The following is an 18,324-nucleotide window of genomic DNA, read 5'->3' as shown; positions in this document are numbered from 1 at the left end:
GCCCGGCGCGTCCCTCACCCACCGCGTCCGGAGTCGACTCACCTGCCGGATTTCGGGACATGGCCCAACCGCCGTGCCCGTGCGCCGTCCCCCACCGCGCTGAGCGCGCCGGCGCCGACCGGCCGACGCAGGGCCGCCGACGGCGTGCGCCCGGCGCCGGACACGGAAGACGTCACGGCGTGCCCTCCCGCCCGAACCGTAGCAGCAGCTCGGGCAGGGCGGTGCCGATGGGGTCGCGGACCACCTCGTGGGCACGGTCGTCGTAGGGGGTCGGCTCGGCGTTGACGACGATCAGCCGCGCGCCGTGGTCGGCGGCGACGCCCGCGAGCCCCGCGGCGGGCTGCACCTGGAGGCTGGAGCCGACCGCGAGGAACACGGTGCTCGCCTTGGCGATGGCGAGGGCCTCCCCGAGGACCGCCGAATCGAGCCGCTGCCCGAACATCACCGTCGCCGACTTCAGGATCCCGCCGCACCTCCGGCACGGTGGATCCTCCTCACCGGCCTCGACCCGGGCCAGCGCGTCCTCCATGGGCCCACGGACGTGACACCCGGTGCACACGAACTCCCGTGCGGTGCCGTGCAGTTCCAGCACCTTGCGGGCGGGCATCCCGGCGCGCTGGTGCAGCCCGTCGACGTTCTGCGTGATCACCCGCACCGGGACGCCGGACCGCTCCAGCTCGGCGACGGCACGGTGGGCGGCGTTCGGCTCGGCCCGGAGTGTGCGGTTCTTGCGGCGCATCCGCCAGGACCGCCGGCGGATCTCCGGATCGCCCATGTAGTACGCGTACGTGACGAGCTTCTCGGCCTCCGGATCCCGCCGCCACAGCCCGTTCGGACCGCGATAGTCAGGGATCCCGGAATCGGTGGAGATCCCCGCGCCGCTGAGTATGGCCACGAGGGGGCTGTTCATAGGCTGAGGGTAGGACGCCTGCCCGGTGGGGGCGAGTGGGAATCCGGCGGTCCCGGGTCAGGCGGGGGCTGCCCTTCACGCACAGTGACACATGATGACCTGACGTGGTGATGGATCCGGAGGGATCGTCGACCGTGCCGTCCCTCGACGCACGTTCTGTGGTCAGCCGCGGCAGCGGGTGACGGCGGCGGTCGGGACACCCGGCAGACCGCGAGCGGAGTGCCGTGACCGACCGCCTTGGACTCGTGGACGACCGAGCGCGCCGGCAGCGGAGTCGTCAGCTCCGCCGGGAGGCTTCCGGCTGAACCGCTGGTTCGGCCCGGTCTGCCGGCGACGGGGTGTTCCTGCTCGGTGCCGGCCACACGCGGGCCGGGTGCGGCCGGGACGGCAACGGCCACCACACGGACGCCCGTCCTTCAGGCCCGCGGGTATCCGGGCCCAGGGCCTCGATGTGGCCCACGCGTTCCATGTGCCCCCCGACGCTGGGAAGACTGACGCGGGTTCACGGAGAGATGAGCTGCTGGCCGCCGTCGATGTCGTAGGTCGCGCCGGTGAGCGCGTCGTTGCACATGAGGTGCACGGCCAGTGCCGCGACGTCGGCCGGCCCGACGACCCGTCGGATGGGCAGGGTAGCGCGCAACTCCTCGCGCCGGGCCTCGAGTCGATCGCCCAGGAGGGAGGCCGACAGAGGTGTGTCGACGAACCCGGCAGCGATGAGGTTGACCCGGACGGGCGCCATTTCCAGCGCCAGGTTGGCGATGAGGGCGGGCGACGCCGCAGTGAGGGCGGACGCGACGGCCAGGCCGACGCCGGGACGCCGAGCCCCGGTGCCGCCCATGAACAGGAGCGTGCCTCCGGGGCGGACCTTGTCACGGCTGCAGAGGGCGACCCCGAGCGTCATCGCGAGGCGTCGGCCGAACTCGTCGCAGGCGGCGGCAAGGTCCATCTCCGCCAAGGGCACGTACGTGGGGCCGCCGCCCGTGACCATCACATGGTCGACCGGGCCGGGCAGGTCCTGGAAGAACTGTTCGAGGCGGCCGGTGTCGGTGGCGTCGAACGCCGCCGCGCCGACGGGCTCGAGCTCACGTGCAGCTCGCTCCAGTTTTTCGGGGTCGCGACCGGCAAGGACCACCTGGCCACCGTCGGCGCGCACCTGGCGGGCGGTTTCGAGTCCGATACCCGCGCTGCCGCCGATCACCACCACCGTCTGGTCGGCGAGGCCGCGCCGGCGATCGGCGCCGCGCGCGCCGGGCGTGGCAGTCACGCCGAAACGCCTTCGAGCGGGGTCATGTTTCCGCCCGGTCCCGTCCGCTGCCCGTCATCCGTGCCTCCGGGTCTCGGTCCCCGTCCCATCGTCGCGCTTCGGGCCGCTGATCGCCTGTCGGCCGAACCATCCACGGGAGGCACCGGGGAATGCGGCGTCCCGGCATCACTTCTCGGCCCGCTGGGTGATGGCCGCCTCGGTACGGTCACCCAGGAACTCGTACCAACGTCGTTCGAGGCAGACGTAGCGCACGTCCGCCTCGACGAGGCTGAGGAAACCCGACACGGTCTCGGTGAGACGTTGCTGCAGCCCCGGGTCGGCCAGTGTTCCGTCGTCGGCGAAGGCCTGGTAGCTGTTGGCCACGCTGAACATGTCCGGGTAGACGCGGGTGCCCAGGTGTTCCAGGGGGACCCGCAGCGCCCACAACCCGCGGTTGCCTCCGACCAGGGACGGCGAGGCGGAGACGAGCAGCGCGTGCTTGGTCTTGAACGGCTGCGGCCGGACACGCGAGACCCAGTCGATCGCGTTCTTCAGCACGCCCGGTACGGAGGCGTTGTACTCCGGTGAGGAGATGACGACGGCGTCGCTCTGCTCGAGCCGGTCGCGCAGGGCGAGGGCGCCGCTCGGCAGTCCTTCGCCGGCCTCCACGTCGCCGTCGTACAGGGGCATGTCGAAGTCGTGCATGGCGGCGAGGTCCACGGCCGCACCGGTGTCGGAGATGAGCCGGGCCACGAGGGCGGCGAGGCGGGCGTTGGTGGAATCGGCCCGCAGGGCCGCGCCGAAGACCAGGAATCGCAGCGGGCCGGGGAGCGTGTCCGTGGGCATGGGTCCGTCCTTCCGTCGCGGGCAAGCGCCTCCGGGAGAGGGCCCCACCGACCAGTGTGGTTCCCCGGCTGACGTCACGCGACAGGGCCGGGAACCGGAAGGAACGAGCAGGTCAGGACGCTGGTCCGGACGGCACGACGCGCCGGCCCTCGCGGCCCGGGGCCACCCTGTGGGACAGACTGGACCGGTGGACGCACACCATCCGCCGGACAGGGCGACGGCGAAGGCACCGGAGAGGACGCCCGACGGGCACCACGTCGTCGTCGGCGGCCGGAAGTGGCGGGCGACGGACCCCGCCCTTCCCGAGGACGTCGCGGCGCGCCTGCGGCGCCACCTCATGGCGGCGCGCCGCGCGGTGCGCTCGGCCCTCGCGGCGCACGATCCGGAGGCCGAGCGGTCGGCACGCGCACGGGTGCACCGCGCCAAGGGCGCGCTGGGGGAGCGGGGCACCCCGTGGTGGGAGCAGTCCGAGGAGCAGCGCCGCCACCGCTGGGAGCAGGGGCTCGCGCAGTGCGAAGCGGACGCGGACCCGCCGGGCTGAGCGGCGGCGGGCGGGGCGGCAGCCGGGTCCCCCGGCGCCGCCCCGCCGATCGCCGTCCTGCTGGCCGACGTTCACCGCGGACCAGGCCGCGGCCACCGCGTCGTACCCGGCGCTGCCGGAGCCGTACAGGCCGGCGGCGGCCGACAGGGCGCCCGAGCGGGTGTCCGCGTGGTCGCTCGTGCCGTTGGCCCGCCGCAACCGGCTCTCGCCGTCCATGGGCCGCCGCGCGACCGAGCCCTCACTGTTGCCGCCCTGGCGGTTGCGGTGCACGGCCGCCGCCGGCCCGGAGGCCGCCCCGACGGCGGCGTTCCCGGCGGCGCGCTGCAGGCCGCAGGCCGCCTACTGACCCTGCCTCAGCAGCCGCAGAGTCGCCGCGCCGGCCCGCCTGAGCGCGGACAGCGGCTGCCCGACCCAGTCGTCGAGGCCACGCGCCACGACGGGGTCCAGTTCGATGATCACCTTGATGTAGCGCGTCTCCAGAGGCGTGACCGTGGTGTTGGCGGTGCTCGGGGCGTCGGCGGCGGGGGCGGTGCCGTCGGGGCGGCGCCGCAGTGCGGCACGGTAGGCGTCCTTGCGCTGGTTCACACGGAGTCCTGACGGTTGATGAGCTCATCGGCGAGGTCCATGTAGGCCGTCCCTTTCACCTCGACGGGGCCGCCGAAGGACTGGGAGTAGAGATCGAGCCGCGGGATGTGCGTGGACAACACGTCGAATCCCCGCTCGGTGAGGGCCTCGCGGGCATCGGCATCGGGGCCGGTCCGCGTGGCGTCGGGACGGTTGGTGCGGTTCAGCAGGACGGCGGCGCGGGCCGGCTGGGCCCGCAGGGACTGCATGTCGTCCATCTCCCCGTCGATGGGGGCCATCCGGTCCAGCTCGATCGGGGCGGGGGTGACGGGCACGATCCACTCGCTCGCGTACCTCATGACGGATCGGGCGATCTGGGCGTGGTCCTCCATCTGCGGGGCGTCGAACACCACGGCCCGCCGGCTGTCGAGGAAGTCGTTCACCCGCCGGTGCACGTCGCCGACGGGCAGGGCGAGGACGGGAAACGGGAAACCGCCCGCCAGTTCGCTCCAACGCAGCGCGGAGGACGCGGGGTCGCTGTCCACGAGCAACGGTGACAGTCCCGAGGCGTGCAGCGCGTGGGCCAACCAGACGGCGCTGGTCGTCTTCCCCACTCCGGGCTTGAGATTCACGAATGCATAGCTGTGCGGCACAGGAGCCGACGCTAACGGCCCCGGGCCGGCGGCCGCCGCCGACGCGGAAGCACCGCCCGCGGTTCACCCTGCGGCGCGGGGGAATCATTCCCGCGGGCTAACGGGCACCGGGCCCGAGAGGGGCCGGCGCGCCCCCGTCGTGTGCCGGCAGCCCCGGTGGGCCGTCGTTCCACGCCCGCCCGCGCCGCCCCGATGCGGGCAGCGGCGTCGGTGCGCCCCGGCGGACCGCAGAGTGGTGACCCCGCGCCCCGCACCGGCGGTCGTGAAGCCCCCGCCCACTCGGACGACGGGTCCCGAGGTCCGTCCCGTGATCCCCGGTGGATCGGCGCGCGGCCCAGGACCCGGTGCATCGCACAGCGGTTGGCCGTCCTCGTCCGGGGCGCGTCGGGCGACGCGGCGAGGTGCCGGTGCCCGTCGTCGTGCGCCCACCGGGGATCACGGGACGATCCTCAGCGAAGCGCGGCCGGTACGTCGGCGGAGTCGCCGATCCCGACGAGGTACCGGGCGTACGCCTTGACGTTGGACTTGGTGACGAGCTTGCCCTGCAGGGTCTCCTCGGCCGCCACCTTCTTGCCGCCGAGGACGTTTCCGGTGAGGCTGACGACTTTCTGGCCGAGGGCGTAGGGCGACTCGGCGTTCGTGGCGTACATCGTGCCGTCCTGGACGGCGGCGAGCGCGTCGGCTATGCCGTCGTTGCCGACGAGCCGGACCTTCCCGGCGAGGCTGCGGGACTTGAGGGCGGCGAGGGCGCCCATCGCCATCTCGTCGTTGGCGGCGTAGACGCCGTCGATGGAGGGGTGGGCCTGGAGGATGTTGGTCATGACGTCGAGCGCCTTGGCCCGATCGAAGTCCGCGGCCTGCTTGGCGACGGTCTTGATCTTCGGGTACGTGGCGATCTCCTCCTCGAATCCCTTGCTCCGGTCCTGGGCGACGTTGGTGCCGAGGAGACCCTGGATCTCGACGATGGTGCCCTTCTCGCCGAGGGACTTGGCGAGCGCGTCAGCCGCGTTGCGCCCCGCCTGGATCGCGTCGTAGCCGATGAAGGAGGACAGCGTGCCGCTGTCGGGCTTGCGGTCGAAGGCCATGACGGGGATGTTCGCGTTGTTGGCCTGCTTGACGGACGCCGTCGCGGAGGTGCTGCTGACCGGGTCGATGATCAGGGCGCCGACCTGCTTGGAGATGGCGGTGGTGGCCAGATTGAGCGCGGTGGAGTCGGAGTTGTTGGCGTTCTGCACGCTGAGCTTCACCCCCGACTTCGCCGCCTGGGAACGGGCGCCGTTCCCGACGCTGACGAAGAACGGGTTGTTCAGGGTGCTCATGATCAAGGTGGCGCTCTTGTTCCCGGACGCCTTGCCGGGGGAGGCGCCGGAGGCCGCGTTCTGGGAGCCCCGGCTGCAGCCGGTGAGGGTGAGCGCGGTGACGGCGGCGCATACGGCAGCCGCCCTTGCGGTACGGACGACGGGCATGGTGTGGCTCCTTCAGGGGGTGTGACGGGCGGCGGGGACGGGGGAGGAGGCGGGGACGGCGTCCGGCGTGGAGGGATCGGAGGGCAGGGGCGGCCTGCGCCAGGCGACCATGCTCCGCAGGGCGTCGACGTTGCGGTCGAGGAAGACGGCCAGGAGGATGACCACGCCCTTGACGACGCTCTGCAGGAACGGGGAGACGTCGAGCAGGTTCATGCCGTTGTCGATGACACCGAGGACCAGCGCGCCGACCAGGGTGCCGAGCAGCTTGCCCCGGCCGCCGGCGAGGCTGGTGCCGCCGATGATGACGGCGGCGATCGACTCCAGTTCCAGGCCGGTGCCGGCGGTGGGCTCGGCCGTGGACAGGCGGGCCGTGAGGATGAAGCCGCCGAGTGCCGCCAGCAGCCCGGTGATCACGAAGGCGAGCACCTTGACCCGCCGGGTGCGGATGCCCGACAGGCGGGCGGCCTCGAGGTTGTCGCCGGTCGCGTAGACGAAGCGGCCGAAGCCGGTACGGGCCAGCAGCACACCGAAGACCGCGTACCCGGCCACCATCACCCACACGGGGACGGGTATGCCGGCGAGGTAGTCCTGCCCGATGCCCTGGAAGTCGTAGTCCCCGATGGTGACCGGGTTGCCGTCGGTCAGCTGGAGCGTCATCCCGGACAGGATGGACATCATGGCCAGCGTGGCGATGAAGGACGGCATGCGTGCCCGGGTGACCAGCAGCCCGTTGACCAGGCCGACGGCCGCGCCGACCCCGAGTCCCGCCGCCAGGGCGGGCAGCAGTCCGTGGTCGCGCAGGACGAGGGCCGTCACCACGGAGGAGAAGCCCAGGGTCGCGCCGACGGAGAGGTCGATCTCGGCCAGGATGATGATGTACGTCTGTCCGATGGCCAGCAGCGCGACCACCGAGGTGGCCAGTCCGACGTTCAGCAGGTTGGTGCTGGTCAGGAAGACCGGCGACGCGATGCTGAGGATCACGCCCACCAGCAGCAGCATCCATACCGCCCGCAGTTGGCGGGCCACGGACTTCAGGGTGGAGCTCATGCGGCACCTACCAATGCGTGTTCCAGGACGGACTGCTCGCTGAGGCGGTCGCCGGCCATCTCGGCCACCAGCCGCCCCTGGCGCATGACGACCGCGCGGTCGGACATGGCGACGAGTTCGGGGAGGTCGGAGCTCACCAGGACGACGGCGACGCCGTCGGCGGTGAGCTGGTTGATGATGCGGTAGATCTCGGTCTTCGCTCCGACGTCCACCCCTCGGGTGGGCTCGTCCAGGAGCAGGACCCGGGGACCGGCCAGGACCCACTTGGCGAACAGTGCCTTCTGCTGGTTGCCGCCGGACAGTGATGTCATCGCGGCCTCGCGCGAGGCGGTGCGTACGCGCAGCCGGGACATGACCTCGCCGCAGGCCTCCCGCTCCCGGTCCCGGCGCACGAGATCCGCGGGACCGGTGTAACGGCGCAGGGTGGCCAAGGAGATGTTGGCCTCGACCGACAGGTCCGGGCACAGGCCCTCCGCCTGCCGGTCGGGGGTGACGTAGGCGATGCGGGAGTCGATGGCGTCCTGGATCCGGCGCAGCGGCACCGGACTGCCGTCGACCTCGACCGTTCCGGTGGTGAGCGGCTCCAGTCCGAACAGCGCGCGCAGCAGGCTGCTGCGGCCGCAGCCGACGACACCGCCGACGCCCAGGACCTCCCCGGCGCGGACATCGAGGTCGATGCCCTGGAAGGCGGAGCCGGAGCCGGCACCCCGGACCCGGAGGACGACCTGGTCCCCGGTGTTGCGTTCCTTGGGGTAGAAGTTGTCCACCGTGCTGCCGACCATGGCCGCGACGATCTGCGCCGGGCCCGTGCTCGCGGTGGGGGAGTCCAGGGCGACCAGGCCGTCGCGGAGGACGACGATGCGGTCGGCGAGTTCGAAGATCTCGTCGAGGCGGTGACTGATGTAGACGATGGACACGCCCTCGGCCCTCAACCGGCGTATCTGCTCGAAGAGCTGCTGCGACTCGCGCTCGTCGAGAGCCGCCGTCGGCTCGTCGAGGATGAGCAGCCGCAGGTCGTGTGACGTGGCCTTGGCGATCTCGACCATCTGCTGCTGGGCGACACCGAGCGTGCCGACGGGCCTGAGCACGTCGATGTCGTCCATGCCGAGTGCGGCGAGAGCCGACCGCGCCTCGCGGGCCATCCGTTGCCGGGAGACCAGCAGCCGTCCGAAGCGCCGCTCGCGGTCGAGGACGTGGATGTTCTCGGCGACCGTGAGATGGGGGAAGAGGTTCTGCCGGAACTCCTGGTAGATGACCTCGATGCCCCGCGCCATCGCCGCCTGGGGGTTCTTGAACGTCACGGGCTCGTCGTCGATGACGACCTGCCCCGAATCAGGCTGGTGCGCGCCCGAGATGACGCGGGTGAGCGTGGACTTCCCGGCCCCGTTCTCCCCGGCCAGCGCCACGACCTCGCCCGGACCGACCTCGAAGGTGACCCCGCGCAGAACGCTGTTCTCGCCGAAGGACTTGGTGACGTCCTGGAGTCGTAGCCTCATGCTTGGCTCCTCAGTACACGACGCCGGCCGTGAGCAGCACGTTCGCGTACGGGGTGAACTCCCCGGAGCGGACGGCGCCTCGTGCGGCGGCGGTCGCCTGCTTGAAGGTGGTGTGGGGGACGAAGCGCAGGGCCACCCCCTGCGTGGCGAACCGCTTCTCGATCTCGGCGAGCATCTGCGGGCTCGCCTCCCGGATCTCCTCCGACAGGAGCACGTCCTCCACCGCCAGCTCGGCCAGGACCACGTCGAGCACGTCGAGGAAGCGCGGCAGGTTCTCGGCGACCGCCAGGTCCACCCGCTCCACGCCGGGTGGGATGGGCAGGCCCGCGTCGGTGACGACGAGCTGGTCGGTGTGGCCGATCTCGGAGATGACCCGGGCGAGCTGCCCGTTGAGCGTTCCGTTGTTGCGCCTCACGAGGCGGCTCCTTCCAGGTCGGTTGCGGAATCGGCGGCGGCGAGCAGGGCGCGGACCGCGGCCCGGTCCGGGATCGAGGGACTCGCCCCGGGACGGGTGGTGGCCAGGGCACCGGAGGCCATGGCGGTGCGCAGGGCGGAGTCGGTGTCCATCCCTGCGGCGAGGGCTGCGCCGAGTGCGCCGGTGAAGGCGTCGCCGGCCGCCGTGGTGTCGACGGGGGCGACCCGGAAGGCCGGAACGTGCCGGACCGCCTCCGCGGTCACCGAGACCGCCCCGGCCGCGCCGAGCGTGATCAGCGCGTGCGACACGCCCCGGTCGAGGAACCAGCGGCCGGCCCGCTCCGCGGCCTCGGGACCGTCCACGGCGATGCCGGTCAGGGCGCTGGCCTCGCTCTCGTTGGGGGTCACGATGTCCACGTGCGCCCAGATGCCGTCCGGCAGCGGCTGTGCGGGCGCCGGGTCGAGCACCACGGTGAACCCGGCTTCGGCTCCCGCCCGCGCGGCGTGCCGGGTGACCTCGGCCGGCACCTCCAGCTGGAGCAGCATGACGCGTGTGCGGTCCCGGGCCTCGGCGATGCTCGCGTCGACCATGCCGGTTGTGAGGGCGGCGTTGGCCAGCGGTGTGATGACGATGTCGTTCTCACCGGAGGCGTCGACGCGGATATGGGCGACGCCGGTGCGGCCCGGGACCGTGCGGATCTCGGAGGTCTGCACGCCGTGGGCGCGCAGGCCGTCCAGCGCGATGTCCCGGAAGAGGTCCTGTCCGACGCAGCCGACCATCCAGGTGGGCGCTCCCGCCCGGGCTGCGGCCACGGCCTGGTTGGCCCCCTTGCCGCCGAGGACGAGGGTGAAGTCGTCCCCCAGCACTGTTTCGCCGCGTTGCGGCAACCGCCGGCTGAACGCGGTGACGTCCGCGGTGATGCTGCCGACGACGAGAACACCGGTCCGGGGCATCGTGGTCCTCCTCCTGTTTTTGGCATGGGTGGGGGGAGAGACACGGCCGGGTGGCCGTGCCCTGCGGAGTTGTGCCTGTGTCTTTGTGTGCAGGAGCCCGCCCGGATTCCTGCCGGGTGCCCGTGCCGGGCTATCGCCGCGGCACTCCCGTGGAACCGCGCCGGACGAGCTTGGTGTCGAGCGTGATCCGGCGGGACCCGCCGCCCCGGTCGTCGCCCTGGCCCAGCCGCTGGAGCAGCAGGCGCATGGCGAGGACGCCCTGCTCGACCATGGGGCGGTCGATGACGGTGAGGGGCGGATTCAGCAGCGGTCCGGTGTCGAGGTCGTCGAAGCCGATGATGCTGACCTGGTCGGGGATGCCGACGCGCATGTCGTGCAGCGCCTTCAGCGCACCGACGGTCATGAGGTTGTTGGCGGTGAAGAGGGCGGTGGGCGGCTCGGCGGAGGACAGCAGCTGCAGGGTGAGCTGGTAGCCGCTCTCCTCCCGGAAGTCACCCGTCAGATCGAACTCCGGCAGGAGCTCCAGGCCGCCGTCGGCCAGCGCCTCCACGAATCCCTCGCGACGGTGCCGTCCAGGCGTCGTCTCCTGCTGGCCGCTGATGGCGGCGATCCGGGTGTGCCCGAGCGACAGCAGATGGGACGCCGCCTGCCGGCCGCCCTCACGGTTGTTCACCAGCACCGCGTCGAAGTGCTCGCCGCCGGCCAGGTCGCGGTCCACGAACACCAGCGGCATGCCGGCGTCACGGACATGGAGCGGTGTCTCGTCCTGCTCCGTCGCCGGCGCCAGGATCACCCCGTCGACCTGATGGATCATGTCGGTGAGCACGTCGTCCTCGCGCTCGCTGCTCTCGTCGCTGTTGGCGAGCAGGATGCGGTATCCACGGTCCCGGGAGGCCGACTCCATGCCCTTCACGACGGCGGCGAAGTACGGGTTGGTGATGTCGGGAACCACGACGCCGATCGTGCGGGTGCGTCCCGACTTCAGCGACTGCGCGGCGATGCTGGGCCGGTAGCCCAGCGCGTCGATGGCCTCCTGAATCGCCACCGCGGTGCGCACGCGGTGGCCGCGCAGGTGCCGGGAGACGGTGGCCGCGGAGACCCCTGCGCGGGCAGCCACATCGTGGATGGTGCTCACTGCGGATCTCCCGTTTCGTCGCTGAAACCGTTGTCAGAGAACGATTGCAGTCGGGCGTCACCCCGTCAATGAGGGGTGAGTGGATTTTTCAACCAGCGTGCTCTGAGTGGATTCAGCAGGGTTCACGGTGACTGGTCAAGCGTGGCCCGGAGAGGTCGAGCAAGGCGTGACGCCGGAGGGACGGAGCCCGCGGTCCGGTCGCGGCTGCCGGTCGGCCGACGCACCCGCCGAGTCGTCTTCGCCACCGTCAAGTGAGAGCTGCCGGGCGCCGCCGCTCGGCCGGCAGGGCCCTCGCCCGCACCGCGATCTTCGATTTCACCGGGGCCGGTACACCGCGCGCACCGGCTGCACAGCGGCCTTTCTGCCGTCGGACGCCTGTCCTCGACGCCCGAACGGCGTCGAGGCGTGACGACGGGAAGTTGCGAGATGGAGCTCGGCCGGTCGAGCTGGTCCCACGCGCCTTCGACCGAGGTCAGTCGCTGTCCTCGCCCTCGAAGCCGATCAGCCAGTGCAGGCCGTAGCGATCGATCACCTGGCCGTCGGAGGCTCCCCACGGCCGCCTCTGCAGGTCGTCGACCACACGCCCACCGTCGGACAACCCGGAGAACCACCTGCGCAGCGTCGAGGCCCGGGCTGATCCCAACAACGCGAGCATCATGCCCTCGCAGCGGAACGCGGGTTCGTCCCCCGCGGCGTCGCAGGCGAAGAGGGCGACCGGTCCATCGGCCAGATACCCGTGGGCGATGGCATCCCCGGGGCCGTCGGTCCTGTTGAACTCGGCGAAGGTGTGCAGCTGCACCGCACAACCGAAGACCTGTCCGTAGAAGGTCAGGGCCTCGCGAGCAGTCCCCGGGAAGCGAAGATAGGGCGTGGGGTCGGTCACGCGGGTGATGGTAAGGCACCCGCCCGCGCCTCGGTACCGGGAGCACGCGGCTTTGGTGGACGGCCGCCGCACGTCCCTCCAGTGGTCCGCGCGGAAGACGTGCGCGTGGGCGTCGCCTCCGGCACGCCGCTCCCTGTGTCCGACACGCCCACGACCAGGGTGTGCCGCTCGGAGGGCCGGGTGCAGCACGTACGACTGGTCGCGGCACACCCGCGGGCACCGAGGTCGTACTTCTACGACCGGGCGCCCGCGGCAGATGCGGTTCTCACCGGCACCGGGGCCGCGCGCAGTCCGTCCCGGCTTGCCGCTCAGAACTCCTCGTGCCGGTCCGGATCGCCGCCGGTCCGGCCGCGGGCCAGGGCCGAGAGCGCCGCGACCTCGGTCTCGGTCAGGGTGAAGCGGAAGAGGGCGAGATTGGCGCGTTGGCGGGCCGGTGAAGCGGACTTGGGGATCGGCAGGGCGTCGAGCTGGAGGTGCCAGCGCAGGACCACCTGGGCCGGGGTCACGCCGTGCCGGTGGGCGGCCTCGATGACGACGGACTCGGTGAGGAGCTCGCTGCCCCGGCCCAGGGGGCTCCAGCTCTGGGTGGCGACACCGCGGGCGGCGTGGGCCGCGCGCTGCTCGGGCTGGGGGAAGTAGGGGTGCATCTCGATCTGGTTGAGCGAGGGCATGACGCCGGTCTCCTCGTACAGCCGGTCGATCTGACGAGGGGTGAAGTTGCTGACGCCGAGGGAACGGACCAGCCCTTCCTCGCGCAGGTCGATCATGGCCCGCCAGGAGTCGGTGTACCTGTCCAGGCGGGGCAGCGGCCAGTGGATGAGGTAAAGGTCGACGTAGTCCACACCGAGCCGCGCGGCGGACTCTGCGTACGCCCTGCGGGTCTCGTCGTATCCGTGTGCCCTCCCGCGCAGCTTGGTGGTGACGAACACCTGCGCGCGCGGCAGACCGCAGGCCGCGATCGCGCGGCCCACGGCGGCCTCGTTGCCGTAGCTGGCGGCCGTGTCGATCAGGCGGTAGCCGACGTCGAGCGCACCGCGCACCGCGGCCTCCGCGTCGGTCTCCTCCAGTGGATAGGTGCCGAAGCCGACGACGGGCATCGGCACGCCGTCGGAGAGGATGCGAGTGGGGGCCGTGGTCATCGGAATCCTCGGTCTCGAATGGGGGGTACGCCGGTACGCCGACGTGTCCGCCCGGCGCCGGGGTACGGCTCGCCGGGCGGACACCTCGCGGGTTCAGCCGGTCCGGGCCAGAGCGGTGTCGCGGGTGTCCGGGTCGGCCTCGGCCGGAGGCACCGACACCGGCCTCAGCAGCGCCCACGCGCCGAAGGCGGTCGCGAAGGCGAGCATCCCGAGCCCGCACCAGAGGTTGACGTTCCAGCCTCCGGCTTTGCGGAGCTCCGCAGGCATCTGTCCGGCCGCACCCATCACGGTGAGCACGGTTCCGTAGATCCCGAACAGAGCGGCGATGATGGTGCGCAGGTCGAACAGTGTCTGCGCCCTCTGCGAGGACGCGGTCCGCCGTGGTCGGTTCTCGAACATGGAAGGTCTCCGCTTCTCACCAGAAGGCGATGTTCAGGGCGGTGGCGAGGGCCAGGACGCCGACGGCGAGCACCGCGGGTCTGCGGTACCAGCCGGCGTCCTCCCCCGTCGCCTCGTGTACACGGTCGCCGCGTCGGGTCAACGACCAGACCAGACCCGTCAGTTCGGCGTCGGTCCTGGGGCGGGTGACCAGGGAGACGGCGACGCTCAGCAGGATGTCGACCACGAAGGCGGCGATCGCGCCGAGGAAGCTGGCGCCCTGACCGGAGACGTGCAGTATCCCGGTCCGGTTGAGCATGTCGATGGTGATCGCGGACGCGGTGCCGGCGATGAGACCGATGCCACCGGCCGCCGGGGTCATGCGCTTCCAGAACATGCCCAGGACGAAGGTGGCGAACAGCGGCGCGTTGAAGAAGCCGAAGAGCGTCTGCAGGTAGTCCATGATGTTGCCGAAGTTCCCGGCGATGAACGCCGTGCCGATCGCCACCAGGCAGCCGACCACGGTGAGCACGCGGCCCGTGCGCAGGTAGTACTCGTCCGGCCTGTCCTTCTTCACGTACGTCTGCCAGATGTCGTAGGTGACGACCGTGTTGAAGGAGCTGACGTTGGCCGCCATACCGGCCATGAAGGCGGCGAGCAGGCCGGCGATGGCGATGCCGAGCATCCCGTTGGGCAGGAGGTCGCGCATCAGCAGCTCGATGGAGTTGTTGAACGAGACCCCGCCCAGGCTCTGCACCGAGGGGTCCGCGGCGTTGGCGGCCTTGAGGGCGGACAGCTGCGGGGAGAGAACGGCGGCGACCATGCCCGGGATCATGATCAGCAGGATGAGCAGCGTCTTCGGGTAGGCGCCGATCAGCGGGGTGCGGCGCGCCGCGGACATGCTCCTCGCCGAGAGTGCGCGCTGCACCTCGGTGAAGTTGGTCGTCCAGTAGCCGAAGGAGAGCACGAAGCCGAGGCCGAAGACGATGCCCAGCACGGAGAGCGTGGAGTCGCCGATGCCGGTCAGGTTGGTGCCGGGCCAGGAGTGCAGCTGCAGCGCGGCGTCGCCGCTGCTTCCGTCGATCCTGCCGACCAGTCCGTTCCATCCGCCGACCCGGTGCAGCCCGACGAGGGTGAGCGGCAGCAGCAGCGCCAGGATGACGAAGAACTGCATGACCTCGTTGTAGATCGCCGCCGACAGCCCGCCGAGCAGGGTGTAGACGAGGACGATCGCCCCCGCGGCGAGGATCGACAGCCACGAGGGCCAGCCCAGCAGCAGGTTCACGACCGTGGACAGGGCGTAGAGGTTCACGCCGGCGATGAGTACCTGGGCGAGCGCGAAGCTGACGGAGTTGACCAGGTGGGCGAAGCGGCCGAAGCGGCGCAGCAGGAACTCGGGGACGCTGCGGACCTTGGAGCCGTAGTAGAACGGCATCATGACCAGGCCGAGGAAGACCATGGCCGGGACGGCGCCGATCCAGTAGTAGTGCACCGAGGGGAGGCCGTACTGCGCGCCGTCGGCCGTCATGCCCAGGATCTCGACGGCCGCCAGGTTGGCGGAGATGAAGGCCAGTCCGGTGACCCAGGCCGGCATGGAGCGGCCGGAGAGGAAGAAGTCCATGCTGGAGGCGACCTTGCGGCGGGCGAGGAGGCCGATCCCCAGGACGAAGGCGAAGTACACCGCGATGAGCGCGTAGTCGATCGGCCGGGCGTTCAGGCGCAGATTCGCGTCAGCGAGTGTGAGCACGGCTCACACCCCCGCCCGTGCGGCGGCACGCCGGGGCGTCGTGCCCGTCGACCGTCTCGGCGGTGGTCCGACGGGGCCCGGCGGCGCTGCCGGAGCCGATTCGGTTTCGATCATGGTGGCTTCCCTACTCTCCGGGAGCGTGTCGGGCCGCTCGCCCGGACGACGGTGCGGGTGGTCGGAGGGTGCCTCACGGTGATCAGCCGGCTAGTTAGGAAGGGACCCTGACCAAAGAATGCGCGTTAACGTAACAACGGCCACCGTCGGCCGCAAGGGGTGAGATGGAAATCCGCAAGGGGCTCGGTCTGCAGGCACTGCCGAGCATGACGCTGCTGCGCGAGCTGACCGACCAGATCGTGCTGGACACCGTGTTCGAACTGGCGCCCATCACCCGGGCGGAGATCGCGCAGCACACCGGTATCTCGAAGACCACGGTCTCCGAGGCGGTGCGCCGCCTGGAGGCGGCCGGCCTGCTGCTGCCCGCCGGGGAGCAGCGGGGCCGGCAGGGGAGGGCCGGGACGTACTACAAGGTGGCGCCGAGCGCCGGCTTCGTGGTGGCGGTCGACCTCAACCCCACCCTGATCCGGGTCTGTGCGGCCGACCTGTTCGGCCGGCCCTTCCTGGAGGCCGCGCACGCGCCGGTGCGGCCGCGCGAGCCGGTCCGGGTCGCGGAGCAGTTGCGTGGGCTGGTGGCCGACGCGATCACCGCGGGTGTCCCCGGACACGGCAAGCCGCTCGCGGTCGCGGTCTCGGTGGCGAACCCGGTCGACCCCGCGACCTCGCGCGTCGTCGTGCTGGACGACACGCCCTACCCGGAGGGCCTGTTCCAGCCCCAGGAGGCTCTGGGCGGGCTGGCCGACGTGCCGATCCTGGTGGAGAACGACGTCAACCTCGCCGCAGTGGCCGAGCGCTGGCACGGTGCCGCGCGCACGGCGGCCAGCTTCGCCTACGTCTACGTCGGTACGGGCATGGGCATGGGCCTGGTGATCGGCGACCAGTTGATCCGCGGTGCCCGGGGGGTCGCCGGGGAGATCGGCTACCTCAGCGTCAGCGCACAGCCGCCCGGGCCCCGGCACGGCCGCCACGGCCTCGCCAGGGCCGTTGCCGCCGGGTTCCCCCCGCACCGCGAGCGGGGCGGCGACCAGGTCGGTGTCGAGGCCGCCCGCCAGGTCTTCGACCGCGCGGCGACGGGCGACGCCGAAGCCGGGCGCATCGTGGAGCGGGAGGGCCGCGTCATCGGCGAGGCGATCGCCGCCGTCTGCGCGGTGGTGGACCCGGAACTGGTGCTGCTGGGCGGGCCCATCGGGCTGCACCCGGCCCTGCTGGAGCCGGTTCGCGCCGCGGTCCACGACCTCGCGCCCCTGACCCCGCCGATCGAGGTGGGCACGCTGGGTGATGCCGCGGTGGTGCACGGCGCGCTCGCCCTTGCGTTGCGGCGGGCACGCACCGACCTGTGGGCAGGGGCGGGTCGTTCGTCCGCCTGACCGGTGTCCCGGGTTTTGGTCAGGAGCCTTGTCCGAACATGGGCCGCTGGCTACGGTGGCTGTATAAGTTAGGACTCCTGACCAAAGGCGGATGCGTCATGTCCACCATCAACGATCAACGACACGCCCTGCCCGCCCTGCCGAACTGGCAGAGCACCCCCGAAGATCTCCCGACGGCCATTCACGAGATCAAGGCGGCGCTGCGCGCCCGGATCGAGGCCTCGGGACGCACCGTCGAGGAGGTCTTCGCGGTCGTGGAACGACGGGTCGCCGCCCGGATCGCCGAGATCGAAGCGGACCGGGAGCGCGGCGACGAGGTGTGGCCGGTCGTCGACTACGCCGACATCGCCTCGGGTTCCGTGTCCGCCGAGCAGCTCGACAGGTTGAGGCGGCGTGGGTGCCTCGTCGTGCGCGGCCACTTCCCGCGCGAGCAGGCCCGCGCCTGGGACGCCGACATCGTCGACTACGTCGAGCGGAACGACTTCTTCGAGAACTACTCCGGCCCCGGAGACGACTTCTTCGGCAGTGTCGGCTCCAAGCCTGAGATCTACCCCGTCTACTGGTCCCGGGCCCAGATGGAAGCGCGCCAGAGCGAGCGGATGGCGGACGTCCAGCGGTTCCTCAACACGCTGTGGCGGCACGAGTCCGACGGCACCCAGTGGTTCGACCCCGAACGCGACGCCCTCTACCCGGACCGCATCCGCCGCCGTCCGCCGGGCACGGACTCCGGCGGACTCGGCACCCACTGCGACCCCGGCACCCTCGACCTGTGGATGACCCGGGAGAACCAGCAGGCCTTCCGTCACCTGTTCGACGGCACCGCCGAGCAGTACGACCCCTGGGACGCGGCCTTCCGCACCTCGGGCCCCCAGTACCCGGGTACCACCATGTGCTCCGCCTTCCGCACCTTCCAGGGCTGGACCGCGCTCTCCGACATGGACCACGACCAGGGCGTCCTGCACACGGTGCCCGTCCCCGAGGCCATGGCCTACCTGATGCTCCGCCCGCTGCTGCCGGACGTGCCGGAGGACGACATGTGCGGCGTCACCACCAACCAGGTCTTCCCCGTCGATGAGAAGTGGCACCCGCTGCTCCTCACGGCCCTCAGCGGCATCCCGGACGTCCGGGCCGGCGACTCGGTCTGGTGGCACTGCGACATGATCCACAGTGTCGCCCCGGTCACTGACCAGCAGGGTTGGGGCAACGTCATGTACATCCCCGCCGCGCCCTGGTGTCCGCGCAACGAGCACTACGCGACGAGCGTCCGGGACGCCTTCCTCACCGGCTCCAGCCCCGGCGACTTCCCCGGGGAACACTACGAACGCTCCTGGACCGGCCGCTTCGGCCCGGCCGACCTCAATGAGACGGGTCGCCGGGGACTCGGCCTGGACTGAACCGGCGGCATGCCGGTCGTGGGAAGGCCGGGC

Annotated in this window: 18 protein-coding genes; 3 read left to right on the top strand and 15 right to left on the bottom strand. The window is 71.6% G+C overall.

From position 1 onward, the window contains the following. Positions 1-172: 172 nt before the first annotated feature. The 3 genes from P3H78_RS12710 to P3H78_RS12700 all read right to left on the bottom strand — a co-directional run bounded on the left by P3H78_RS12710 (position 173) and on the right by P3H78_RS12700 (position 2,999). Positions 173-910, bottom strand: a complete 738-nt coding sequence (locus tag P3H78_RS12710) for an SIR2 family NAD-dependent protein deacylase (protein ID WP_276109033.1) — start codon at positions 908-910, stop codon at positions 173-175. 502 nt (positions 911-1,412) lie between these two features. Further along, positions 1,413-2,174, bottom strand: a complete 762-nt coding sequence (locus P3H78_RS12705) for an SDR family oxidoreductase (RefSeq protein WP_276109032.1) — start codon at positions 2,172-2,174, stop codon at positions 1,413-1,415. A 165-nt stretch (positions 2,175-2,339) separates the two neighbouring features. Beyond that, on the bottom strand, positions 2,340-2,999 hold the full coding sequence (locus P3H78_RS12700) for an NADPH-dependent FMN reductase (protein ID WP_276109031.1): 660 nt from the start codon (positions 2,997-2,999) through the stop codon (positions 2,340-2,342). 187 nt (positions 3,000-3,186) lie between these two features. Here P3H78_RS12700 and P3H78_RS12695 point away from each other — a divergent pair, with 187 nt between their 5' ends. Beyond that, the gene (locus P3H78_RS12695) at positions 3,187-3,540 is read left to right on the top strand and encodes a hypothetical protein (protein WP_276109030.1); all 354 of its coding nucleotides are present in this window, start codon (positions 3,187-3,189) and stop codon (positions 3,538-3,540) included. 339 nt (positions 3,541-3,879) lie between these two features. Here the strand turns inward: P3H78_RS12695 and P3H78_RS12690 are convergent, their stop codons facing one another. The 12 genes from P3H78_RS12690 to P3H78_RS12635 form a co-directional block, all read right to left on the bottom strand. Continuing rightward, positions 3,880-4,125 carry a hypothetical protein gene (locus P3H78_RS12690; RefSeq protein WP_276109029.1) on the bottom strand — a complete coding sequence of 82 codons (246 nt, stop codon included), beginning with the start codon at positions 4,123-4,125 and terminating at the stop codon, positions 3,880-3,882. Further along, entirely contained in the window at positions 4,122-4,736 is a 615-nt protein-coding gene (locus P3H78_RS12685) for a nucleotide-binding protein (RefSeq protein ID WP_276109028.1), read from the bottom strand. Before P3H78_RS12685 ends, P3H78_RS12690 begins: the two co-directional genes overlap by 4 nt. Before the next feature lie 470 nt (positions 4,737-5,206). Further along, positions 5,207-6,223 carry a substrate-binding domain-containing protein gene (locus tag P3H78_RS12680; RefSeq protein ID WP_276109027.1) on the bottom strand — a complete coding sequence of 339 codons (1,017 nt, stop codon included), beginning with the start codon at positions 6,221-6,223 and terminating at the stop codon, positions 5,207-5,209. Between the two features lie 12 nt (positions 6,224-6,235). Further along, the gene (locus tag P3H78_RS12675) at positions 6,236-7,270 is read right to left on the bottom strand and encodes an ABC transporter permease (RefSeq protein WP_276109026.1); all 1,035 of its coding nucleotides are present in this window, start codon (positions 7,268-7,270) and stop codon (positions 6,236-6,238) included. Next, positions 7,267-8,766: a sugar ABC transporter ATP-binding protein gene (locus tag P3H78_RS12670; RefSeq protein ID WP_276109025.1), complete on the bottom strand. Its 1,500-nt coding sequence runs from the start codon at positions 8,764-8,766 to the stop codon at positions 7,267-7,269. Before P3H78_RS12670 ends, P3H78_RS12675 begins: the two co-directional genes overlap by 4 nt. A gap of 10 nt (positions 8,767-8,776) precedes the next feature. Next, a complete protein-coding gene (gene rbsD, locus P3H78_RS12665) occupies positions 8,777-9,181 on the bottom strand; it encodes a D-ribose pyranase (protein ID WP_276109024.1) in 405 nt (134 codons plus the stop codon). After that, positions 9,178-10,134: a ribokinase gene (locus P3H78_RS12660; protein ID WP_276109023.1), complete on the bottom strand. Its 957-nt coding sequence runs from the start codon at positions 10,132-10,134 to the stop codon at positions 9,178-9,180. The genes rbsD and P3H78_RS12660 overlap by 4 nt, the downstream gene beginning before the upstream one ends. Positions 10,135-10,264: 130 nt before the next feature. Continuing rightward, on the bottom strand, positions 10,265-11,251 hold the full coding sequence (locus P3H78_RS12655) for a LacI family DNA-binding transcriptional regulator (RefSeq protein ID WP_276109022.1): 987 nt from the start codon (positions 11,249-11,251) through the stop codon (positions 10,265-10,267). Positions 11,252-11,741: 490 nt separating this feature from the next. Further along, positions 11,742-12,152: a VOC family protein gene (locus P3H78_RS12650; protein WP_276109021.1), complete on the bottom strand. Its 411-nt coding sequence runs from the start codon at positions 12,150-12,152 to the stop codon at positions 11,742-11,744. Between the two features lie 308 nt (positions 12,153-12,460). Beyond that, positions 12,461-13,291, bottom strand: a complete 831-nt coding sequence (locus tag P3H78_RS12645; protein WP_276109020.1) for an aldo/keto reductase — start codon at positions 13,289-13,291, stop codon at positions 12,461-12,463. Positions 13,292-13,384: 93 nt separating this feature from the next. Beyond that, positions 13,385-13,690, bottom strand: a complete 306-nt coding sequence (locus tag P3H78_RS12640) for a hypothetical protein (RefSeq protein ID WP_276109019.1) — start codon at positions 13,688-13,690, stop codon at positions 13,385-13,387. A gap of 16 nt (positions 13,691-13,706) precedes the next feature. Then, positions 13,707-15,416: a sodium:solute symporter family protein gene (locus P3H78_RS12635; protein ID WP_276109018.1), complete on the bottom strand. Its 1,710-nt coding sequence runs from the start codon at positions 15,414-15,416 to the stop codon at positions 13,707-13,709. Positions 15,417-15,694: 278 nt separating this feature from the next. On the opposite strand from P3H78_RS12635, the gene P3H78_RS12630 reads away from it, so the two are divergent. Both P3H78_RS12630 and P3H78_RS12625 read left to right on the top strand, forming a co-directional pair. Continuing rightward, positions 15,695-16,897, top strand: coding sequence for an ROK family transcriptional regulator (locus tag P3H78_RS12630; protein WP_276109017.1), 1,203 nt, complete (start codon positions 15,695-15,697; stop codon positions 16,895-16,897). A gap of 98 nt (positions 16,898-16,995) precedes the next feature. After that, positions 16,996-18,291: a DUF1479 domain-containing protein gene (locus P3H78_RS12625; RefSeq protein ID WP_276109016.1), complete on the top strand. Its 1,296-nt coding sequence runs from the start codon at positions 16,996-16,998 to the stop codon at positions 18,289-18,291. Positions 18,292-18,324 lie beyond the last annotated feature (33 nt).

Origin of the sequence: Streptomyces tropicalis, assembly GCF_029269835.1 — a bacterium.
Classification (GTDB): Bacteria; Actinomycetota; Actinomycetes; order Streptomycetales; family Streptomycetaceae; genus Streptomyces; species Streptomyces tropicalis.
This window is presented reverse-complemented; position numbering and strand designations above follow the sequence as displayed.